Origin of the sequence: Micromonospora sp. NPDC049366 (assembly GCF_044466625.1) — a bacterium.
GTDB lineage: Bacteria > Actinomycetota > Actinomycetes > Mycobacteriales > Micromonosporaceae > Micromonospora.
On the sequence record NZ_JBITMV010000015.1, the window covers coordinates 209707 to 218276 of the forward strand.

The following is an 8570-nucleotide window of genomic DNA, read 5'->3' on the forward strand; positions in this document are numbered from 1 at the left end:
CGCCTGACGCTGACCGGCGCGGGCGCTGAACGACGCTGACCGGCTCGCGCGCGCCGGACGACGGAAGCCCCCGGCCACCGCCCCGAGGAGGGGGTGACCGGGGGCTTGCCGGTGGCGCGACCGTCAGGCGGCGGCGAGCGCCGGGCCGTCCAGCGACTCCGCGTCGATCTCGGCCGGGCGCAGCGCCAGGGCGAGCACGTCGGCCACGTCCGCGAGGGTGTGGATGGTCAGCGCCTCACGGACCTCGGTGGGCAGGTCGTCCAGGTCCGGCTCGTTGCGGGCCGGGATGATCACCTCGGTGAGGCCGGCCCGGTGCGCGGCGAGCAGCTTCTGCTTCACCCCGCCGATGGGCAGCACCCGCCCGGACAGCGTCACCTCACCGGTCATGCCGAACTCCGGCCGCACCGGCCGCCCGGTCACCAGGGAGGCCAGCGCGGTCACCATGGTGATGCCGGCGCTGGGTCCGTCCTTGGGCACCGCGCCCGCCGGGAAGTGGACGTGGATCCGCCGTCCGGCGAGGGCGTTCGGGTCGATGCCGAAGCGTCGCCCGTTGGACCGCAGGTACGACAGCGCGATGTGCGCGGACTCCTTCATGACGTCGCCGAGCTGACCGGTCAGGGTCAGTCCGGGCTCGCCCTCCATGCTGGTCGCCTCGATGAAGAGCACGTCCCCACCGGCGCCGGTCACCGCCAGTCCGGTCGCCACACCCGGCACGGCCGTGCGCTCCGCCGATTCGGGCGTGAACTTCGGCCGGCCCAGGTAGCGGGCCAGGTTGTCGGTGCCCACCTCGACCGGGGTCGGGTCGTCGGCCAGCGCGACCGTCACCTTGCGCAGGATCTTGGCCAGGGATCGTTCGAGCTGCCGGACGCCGGCCTCCCGGGTGTACTCCCCCGCGATGCGGGCCAGCGCCTCGTCGGAGACGGTCACCTCGTCGGCGGTGAGGCCGGCCCGCTCCCGCTGCCGGGGCAGCAGGTGGTCGCGGGCGATGGCGACCTTCTCGTCCTCGGTGTAGCCGTCCAGGGCGACCAGCTCCATCCGGTCCAGCAGCGGGCCGGGGATGGCCTCCACCACGTTCGCGGTGGCCAGGAAGAGCACGTCGGACAGGTCGAGGTCGACCTCCAGGTAGTGGTCCCGGAAGGTGTGGTTCTGCGCCGGGTCGAGCACCTCCAGCAGGGCGGCGGCCGGGTCACCGGCGTAGCCGGCGGCCAGCTTGTCGACCTCGTCGAGGAGCACGACCGGGTTCATCGAGCCGGCCTCGCGCAGCGCGCGGACGATCCGGCCGGGCAGCGCGCCGACGTACGTGCGCCGGTGACCGCGGATCTCCGCCTCGTCGCGGACACCGCCCAGGGAGACCCGGACGAAGTTGCGGCCGAGCGCCCGGGCGACGGACTCGCCGAGGCTGGTCTTGCCGACCCCGGGAGGGCCGGCGAGGGCGAGCACGGCGCCCGAGCCACGCCCGCCGACGACGCCGAGGTTGCGCTCGGCGCGGCGGTTGCGCACCGCCAGGTACTCCAGGATGCGGTCCTTCACGTCGGCCAGGCCGGCGTGGTCGGCGTCGAGCACCTCGCGGGCCGCGGCCAGGTCGGTGTTGTCCTGCGTACGCGTGCTCCACGGCATCTCGAGCACCGTGTCCAGCCAGGTGCGGATCCAGCCCGCCTCCGGGGAGGCGTCGCTGGCCCGCTCCAGCTTGCCGACCTCGCGCATCGCCGCCTCCCGGACCTTCTCCGGCAGGTCGGCGCTCTCCACGCGGGAGCGGTAGTCGGCGGAGCCGTCCGGCTCGTCCTCGCCGAGCTCCTTGCGGATCGCGGCGAGCTGCTGGCGCAGCAGGAACTCGCGCTGGGACTTCTCCAGCCCCTCCCGCACCTCGGTGTTGATCTGCTCGGTGACCTCCTGCTCGGCCAGGTGGTCCTTCACCCAGCCGACCAGCAGCTCCAGCCGGGCGGTGACGTCCGGCGCGGCGAGCAGCTCGGTCTTCTGGTCCAGGGTCAGCCAGGGGGCGTAGCCGGCCGAGTCGGCCAGCTCGGAGAGGTCGGTCATCCGCTCCACGGCGTCGATGACCTGCCAGGCGCCCCGCTGCTGCAGGACCGAGGTCACCAGCGCGCGGTACTCGCGGGCCAGTTCGCGGGCCTTGCCGGTGGGGGCGGGTTCGGACAGTTCGGTCGCCTCGACCCACAGCGCGGCGCCCGGTCCGGGCACGCCGGAGCCGATGCGGGCGCGGGCGAGGCCGCGGATCACGGCGGCGGGCTCCCCGCTGGGCAGCCGGCCGACCTTCTCGATGGTGGCGATCGCGCCGACCGGGCCGTACTCGCCGTCGATGCGGGGCACGGCCAGCAGCGTACGGTCGCCGGTCGCGCGTGCCGCGTCGACCGCGGCCTGGGTGGTCGGGTCGAGGGTCACCGGGATGACCATGCCGGGCAGCAGCACGGCGTCGGTCAGGGGAAGTACCGGAAGAGTTGCCATCGAACACCTGCTATCGCGTTGAGTTGAGCGTGTCAGGCTCAAGTAACAAAGCGTTCCCTTTCTTCCGGGGTGTGACTCAGACCACCCTCCCGGTTGGTGTTGTTGAGGCGGGGGTCGCCCGGCGGCAGGACCGGTTCGGGCGCGTGGGCGCGCGGGGCGCCGTCGTAGCGGAACCGCTCCCTACCGTCCGGGGCGGCCCCGGTCGCCCACCGCCCCTCGGTGGCACGATCCGCCGCGCCCCGCCCGCGGGCCCTCCGTCGACCTGGACGGTGAGGAGCGGCAGTTGCTGCGCGCCATCGCGGCCGGCCGCAACACCGTCGAGATCGCCGCGCGGATGCACGTCTCGGAACGGACCGCGAAACGGATGACCGCCGCCCTGTTGCGAAAACTGCGAGTGTCCAGCCGCGCGGAGGCCGCCGCGCTCGCCGGGCACGCCGGCCTGCTCGGCGAATGACGCGCCCACCAGGCCGATTCGAGGGACTGGACGCACTTTTCGTCGGCGGTAAACGCGACTCGCCGAAATGAAAACAGCCATATTCTTGCGGATTACGGGGGGTGTGGGTCAAACTTTGACCCACACCCCCCGCCGTAGACAGGGAGTAATCGGCGATGGCGAGAAAAGTAATCACGGTGCTGACCGACGACCTCGACGGTGGAAAGGCCGACCGGACGGTCGAGTTCAGCCTCGACGGCGTCGCCTACACCATCGACGTCTCGGACGAGAACGCGGGCGTCCTGCGTAAGGCGCTCGACCCGTACATCAGCGCAGGGCGGCGGATCGGGCGCGGGCCGGCGGAGGGCACCCGGCGCACGACCCGCTCCGGCGGCGCGGGAATGGACCGGGAACAGAACCGCGCGATCCGGGAATGGGCCGTCAAGAACGGCTACAAGATTTCCGAGCGGGGCCGCATCCCGGTCGAGGTCGTCGAGGCGTACAAGAACCGCTGACCCGGCCCCGGCGGGCCCGACCGGCGAAACCCTCTGCCCGGTCCTTCCGCCGCACCGGCACCATACCGGCCGGCCCCACGCAGGGGCCGGCCGCACTCTTTCCCGACCGTGAGTTTTGCTGATATCGCGGTGTCCCGGCCCGGCCGGATACCGCGTTATCGCCGAGGTGGCGGGGATACTGGGTCGGTCCGGTTTCCGCCGCACGGCGACGGCCGGGCCGGCGGGGAGCGCCCCACCGGCCCGGCCGTGGTCGTACGGTCAGTTGACCTCGATGCGCACCGCGTCGAAGGCTGGCGTCTGGTTGGCGCGCTCCATCATCGGGAGCCGGTGCGACCCGTCGCCGGCCCAGACCGCGCACTGCGCGGTGCCGGACTCCGGCAGGCCGGGGATCTGGATGGTCACCTCGTCGGGCTGCGCGCTGCCGCCGCCGTCCTCGGTGGCGACGAAGAAGGCGGGCACGTCCTGCGGCGCGGGCGGCTCGTCGAGGCTGTCCAGCATCCGGCAGGCGGTGTGGAAGTGGCCGCGGACCAGGCCCTGGTCGTTGAGCAGCGAACTCTCCACGTAGTAGCCGCCCTGGCCGGCGGCGAGGAATCGGTCGCGGATCAGGTTGCGGGTGCTCACCTGCAACGTGAAGGGCTGGTTGCGGCCGACCTGGTTGGGGAAGTCCGTGATCAACAGCGACGGATTGTTGGCCGCGGCGCCGACCTCACCGAATTCGGTGCTCACGCAGCGGTTGCCGTTCTGGAAACCGTCGTGCGGCTGGAGCCGGCTCTCGTCGCAACTGTTCGCCAGGACGCCCAGACCGGCCCCCGGTGCCCCGTTGTTTCCGCCACCGTTGTTACCCCCGCCGGTGTTACCGCCGCCATTGTTGCCACCACCGGTGTCACCCCCACCATTGTTGCCACCACCGGTGTTTCCACCGCCGGTGCTGCCGCCGTTGTCGACCGGCTGCACCTGGCATTCGGCGAGCCGGTTCAGCCCCTGCGGACGCGGACCGAACCGGTCGATCGCGGTGGTGATCCGGCCGAGGGTGGCGCGGCGCTTGTCGGCCAGCGGCCGCAGGATCGCGTTGCGGACGAACTGCTCGCCCCGGCTGCCCTCGGCCGCGAGGCGACGGTCCGCCTCGGCGATCTGCGTCTGAAGCTGGCTCAGGTTGCGGTCGACCTCGGCGCGGGCCCGATCCGGCACGTCGGGCAGCTGGCCCGCCACGTCCGGGCAGGCGATGGCGGAGCCGCCCGACCCGCTGCCGCCGCCGCTGCCCTGCTGGCATTCGGTCATCGACTGCTGGCCGTCACCCCAGTGGTTGCGTACCCAGCGGCCGTCCTGCCAGGTGCGGGTCGTGGAGCCGCCCCCACCCGGCGCGGTCGCACCCGGGCTGGGCTGCACGCAGCCGCCAGCGGTCGGCCTGGTGTTGCCGGAGCGCCGGTCCTCGGCCGACGAGATCTGGGTCACGGCGACGATCCCGCCGAAGACCACGAGCGTGCCGACGACAGCCAGCAGACGCTTGCTCAGCGCGTTACCGGATGACCGGCGCGCCCGTGTGGACCTGCGCATCGAATTGTTCTCCTTCGCGATCCGGTAGTGGATCCGTGCCCTCGGCGGACCGTCGGAAATTGAACAGCCGTGCCACGACCTCAACCGCCGTGACGCACCGTGGCATGTCGATGACCGACGATGCCCTTTCCGCACCGTCTCCCACGCCCGATGCCGCGGACGGGGAAGATCCTGTCCATTCCCGCTGGAGTACGGAACCGCCACGGCGAGGGTTCAACGCGGCGAAGAAAAATCCCGAGAGATGTTCGGCGTGCCGCACCGGCGTGTCAGCGGCACCGGGACGTCGTTCGCGTCAGTGAGGTCAGTCGGCACCGTTCGGCGCGGTCTCTCGGCGCCGTGCGACTCACCGGTCGGTCGGCGCCGTTCGGGTCGGCGCGTTCAGTCGGCGCAGAGGTGCTCGAAGGCGAAGCCGTCGACGAACTCGTCGCGGCGCTCCCGCAGGCCGAGGATCTCGGTACGCAGCGCGTCGCGGGAGATCAGTTCCCGCTCGGCGGCGTCCAGGTCACGCAGCCGCTCGCCCAACGCGACGACCGCCAGGTCCTCGGCCAGCTGCGCCGGGTCGACGCCGCAGGTGAAGCGGTGCTCCCACACCGACACCCGCTCGACCAGGCACGCGCCGGGCCGCACCTCGACCCAGCTCCACCCCTCGGCAGGGCCTCCGGTCCACCGCACGTGCAGGCCGCGCACGATCGGGTCGGCCAGGCGGCGCGACACGTACGCCTCCACCGCCGCCGCGCGCGCCAGCGCCCCCAGGTCGTTGACGTGCCCCGTACGCCCGTCGGGGAGCCGCCCGAGGATCTCGCGGAACCCGACGGCGTCGGGCTCGTCGGCCTCCCCGGTAACGGGGGTGGTGGTGACCGCCGCGTAGCGGCGCGCGTCGAGCACGTACTCCACGAGGCGACGTCCGTGGTCGGCGGCGCGCAGCGTGGGCGACTCGACCCGGAGCACCGGCAGCCCGACGGCGGCGCTGACCGTGCTCTTCATGCGCTCCGCGCGCTGTGCGGGCGAACCGGGCGCGACGGCGGGACCGATCTCCACCGCGACGACGGGTCGGCCGGTGTCCTCGTCGCAGACCACCAGGTCGAAGCCCTCGCGGCTGGCGGTGCTCCACTGGTGGCCGGTGATCCCCGGTGGGCGGCCCTGCACCAGCTCGCTCAGGCGGTGCCCGGCGAGCACACGATGACCGGCACGGGTGAGCACCGGGGCCCGACCACCGGCGGGCGGCAGCGTACGCAGCCAGGAGCCGTCGTCACTGCTCGTCATCCGCCTGCCTGATCCGTCCGCCCGGTTGTCGACCCGGCCGAGTGTAGGGGGCCGATCATGGCCGACGGCACGCCGGGCACGTCCGCCGTGGCCGCCTTCGGGATCTTGGAAGCTCGTGGCCCCTCCAGGGGCCCTGATCTTCCAAGATCCCGGCGGGGCCGCCCCTGCGAGACAGAAATGTGACGGAGGTCACATGGTGCTCGCGTTCCGGGGCGGGCGGGCGGTGTATCCAGATCCGCGTGCCGGTAGCGGGCCGGCCGGGAGGTGCCATGTCGCGACAGCAGTTCGGCTTTCTCGCCGGTTTCCTGGTGGTCGCGGTCTGGGTGAGCGCCGGAATCACGGCGGCGGGCCTGGCCGTGCTGGCCGGGCTGCTCGGCTGGCTCGTCGCCCGGGTGCTCGACGGAGACCTCGCGGCGACCGGCCTCGGGGACCGGGTCCGCCCGGCCCGACGCCGGTGACCGCCGCCGACGGCCGAGCGCCGGAAGGGCTGGGTGACCGCGCCGACCGGGGAGACACCCGCATCGCCCCGGACGTGGTGGCCCGGGTCGCCGCCCACGCCGCCCGGCAGGTGCCCGGGGTGTACGCGCTGGTGCCGGTGCCCGCCCGCCCGCACGGCGTGGCGGCCCGCCTCGACGACCGGGTGGCGAGCGTCGACGTGGAGCTGGTCGCCTGGTACGGCAGCAGTGTCCTCGCCGTCGCCGACGCGGTCCGGGACGCGGTGATCGATCAGGTGGGGGCGGCGACGGGGCTGGCCGTCCGGGAGGTGACCGTGACGGTGGAGGATCTGGTCGTACCGGGCGTGGACCCGCCGGTGCCCACGTGAGCGGGGCCGAGGTGGGGGCCTGAGTGCGTACCGCCAACCGCCTGGCCACGCTGCTGCTCGCCGCCGCCCTGGTAGCCGGCGGCGCGCTCGCCGTGGTGGAGGCGCTGCTGGCCGCGGTGGGTCATCCGCCGCTGCTGGTCGACCGGGCCGAGGTGTCGGCGGCGCTGCGGACGACCCGCTGGGACGACCCAGCGGTACGCGCCGCCGCCGTCGCGCTGATCGTGGCCGGCGTCGCGGTGCTCGTCGCCGAGCTGCGCCGGTGGTCGCCGAGCCGGGTGGACGCCGGGGAGGGCTGGCACCTGCAGCGACGCTCGGTGGAGCGTCGCCTGTCGGCGGCCGCCGGGTCGGTGCCGGGTGTGCGGCGGGCACGGGTGCGGATCCGTCGACGCGGCACGCAGTGGCGGCCACGGGTGGTGGCGACCGGGGATCCGGCGGCCCGCGACGAGGTCGAGTTCGCCGTACACCAGGAGTTGCACCGCTTGGCGGTGCCCGGGCCGGCGCGGATCGACGTACGCCTGCGGGGGTCGGCGTGAGCAACGCGGCGCACCGCGTGCTGTGGACGGTGCTGGCGTTGGCGCTGGTCGCGGCCGGCGGCGTCGGGTTGGCGCTGAACCTCGGCGGGTTTCCCGGCGTCGAGCCGGACGCGCCGCTGGTCGGCGCGGGCCTGCGGCGCGCGTGGCGGCTCGCCGCGCCGTGGGGCGCGCTGGCCGTGGTGGTCGCCGGTCTGCTCGCCGCGCTGGGCGGGCTGTGGCTGATCGGCCGGGAGCTGCGCGGGGGTGGGTCCCTGCGGGGTGTGCTCACCCACCGGTCCGGCCGACGGGGGCGGACGCGGCTGCCGGCGGCGGTGCTGGTGCGGGCGTTGGAGCGGGACCTGACCGGAGACCCGCGGGTCCGGCGGGCCCGGGTGGTGCTGACCGGCGAGCCGCCGCGGCCCGACCTGTGGATCCGGATGGACATCGCAGCCGGCGCGCGGACCGCGGGCCTGCGCGATCATGTGGCCACCGCGATCCGACGGTACGGGGACACGGCCGGTTGCCGACCCGCCCACCTCGACGTGACCGCGCGGATCGACTCCGGGCGGGCATGATCGACCGGGTCGGTGTCGGGCCGGTCGACGGTGGGGAGGTGCACGGTGCGGGTGGTGTCGCTGGTGCCGTCGCTGACGGAGGCGGTGGCGGTGACGCTGCCCCGGGTGCTGGTCGGCGCCACCGACTGGTGCACCCACCCGGCGGGCCTGGACGTGGCGCGGGTGGGCGGCAGCAAGTACCCGGACCTGGACCGGGTGCGCGCCCTGCGGCCCGACCTGGTGCTGCTCGACGTCGAGGAGAACCGCCGCGAGGACGCGGACGCCCTGGTCGCGGCGGGGGTGCCGGTGCGGGTCACCTACCCGGAGCGGCGGCTCAGGGGAAGCCGCCTGGGCGCGCGGCTCAGACATCCCAGGAGCTTGGATGTCAAGCAGCGACGGGTTGGGTTCGGTGTGACCAGGCGGTCGCCTGGTCGTAGACGGTGGTGGTCTTGAGGC

At 73.8% G+C, this 8570-nt stretch carries 9 protein-coding genes and 1 pseudogene; 7 read left to right on the forward strand and 3 right to left on the reverse strand.

Going from position 1 to position 8570, the window contains the following annotated elements:
• Positions 1–123 precede the first annotated feature (123 nt).
• Complete coding sequence (gene lon, locus ACIBTV_RS22120; RefSeq protein WP_396707595.1) at positions 124–2460, reverse strand: endopeptidase La; 2337 nt, start codon at positions 2458–2460, stop codon at positions 124–126.
• Positions 2461–2743: 283 nt separating this feature from the next.
• Between lon and ACIBTV_RS22125 the strand changes: the two genes are divergently transcribed.
• Both ACIBTV_RS22125 and ACIBTV_RS22130 read left to right on the forward strand, forming a co-directional pair.
• Positions 2744–2914 carry a LuxR C-terminal-related transcriptional regulator gene (locus ACIBTV_RS22125; protein WP_396707597.1) on the forward strand — a complete coding sequence of 57 codons (171 nt, stop codon included), beginning with the start codon at positions 2744–2746 and terminating at the stop codon, positions 2912–2914.
• Positions 2915–3069: 155 nt separating this feature from the next.
• Positions 3070–3408, forward strand: coding sequence for an Lsr2 family protein (locus ACIBTV_RS22130; RefSeq protein ID WP_396707598.1), 339 nt, complete (start codon positions 3070–3072; stop codon positions 3406–3408).
• A gap of 258 nt (positions 3409–3666) precedes the next feature.
• Here the strand turns inward: ACIBTV_RS22130 and ACIBTV_RS22135 are convergent, their stop codons facing one another.
• Complete coding sequence (locus ACIBTV_RS22135; RefSeq protein ID WP_396707600.1) at positions 3667–4962, reverse strand: hypothetical protein; 1296 nt, start codon at positions 4960–4962, stop codon at positions 3667–3669.
• A 378-nt stretch (positions 4963–5340) separates the two neighbouring features.
• Positions 5341–6225 carry a DUF2726 domain-containing protein gene (locus ACIBTV_RS22140; protein WP_396707602.1) on the reverse strand — a complete coding sequence of 295 codons (885 nt, stop codon included), beginning with the start codon at positions 6223–6225 and terminating at the stop codon, positions 5341–5343.
• A gap of 269 nt (positions 6226–6494) precedes the next feature.
• Between ACIBTV_RS22140 and ACIBTV_RS22145 the strand changes: the two genes are divergently transcribed.
• From ACIBTV_RS22145 to ACIBTV_RS22165, 5 genes and pseudogenes are all read left to right on the forward strand, one after another.
• Positions 6495–6683: a hypothetical protein gene (locus ACIBTV_RS22145; protein ID WP_396707603.1), complete on the forward strand. Its 189-nt coding sequence runs from the start codon at positions 6495–6497 to the stop codon at positions 6681–6683.
• On the forward strand, positions 6680–7048 hold the full coding sequence (locus ACIBTV_RS22150) for an Asp23/Gls24 family envelope stress response protein (RefSeq protein ID WP_396707605.1): 369 nt from the start codon (positions 6680–6682) through the stop codon (positions 7046–7048). Before ACIBTV_RS22145 ends, ACIBTV_RS22150 begins: the two co-directional genes overlap by 4 nt.
• Before the next feature lie 23 nt (positions 7049–7071).
• Positions 7072–7581, forward strand: coding sequence for a DUF6286 domain-containing protein (locus ACIBTV_RS22155; protein WP_396707607.1), 510 nt, complete (start codon positions 7072–7074; stop codon positions 7579–7581).
• Complete coding sequence (locus ACIBTV_RS22160) at positions 7578–8135, forward strand: hypothetical protein (protein WP_396707608.1); 558 nt, start codon at positions 7578–7580, stop codon at positions 8133–8135. The genes ACIBTV_RS22155 and ACIBTV_RS22160 overlap by 4 nt, the downstream gene beginning before the upstream one ends.
• Before the next feature lie 45 nt (positions 8136–8180).
• Positions 8181–8438: pseudogene (locus ACIBTV_RS22165) on the forward strand (helical backbone metal receptor); the annotation flags it as partial.
• Positions 8439–8570 lie beyond the last annotated feature (132 nt).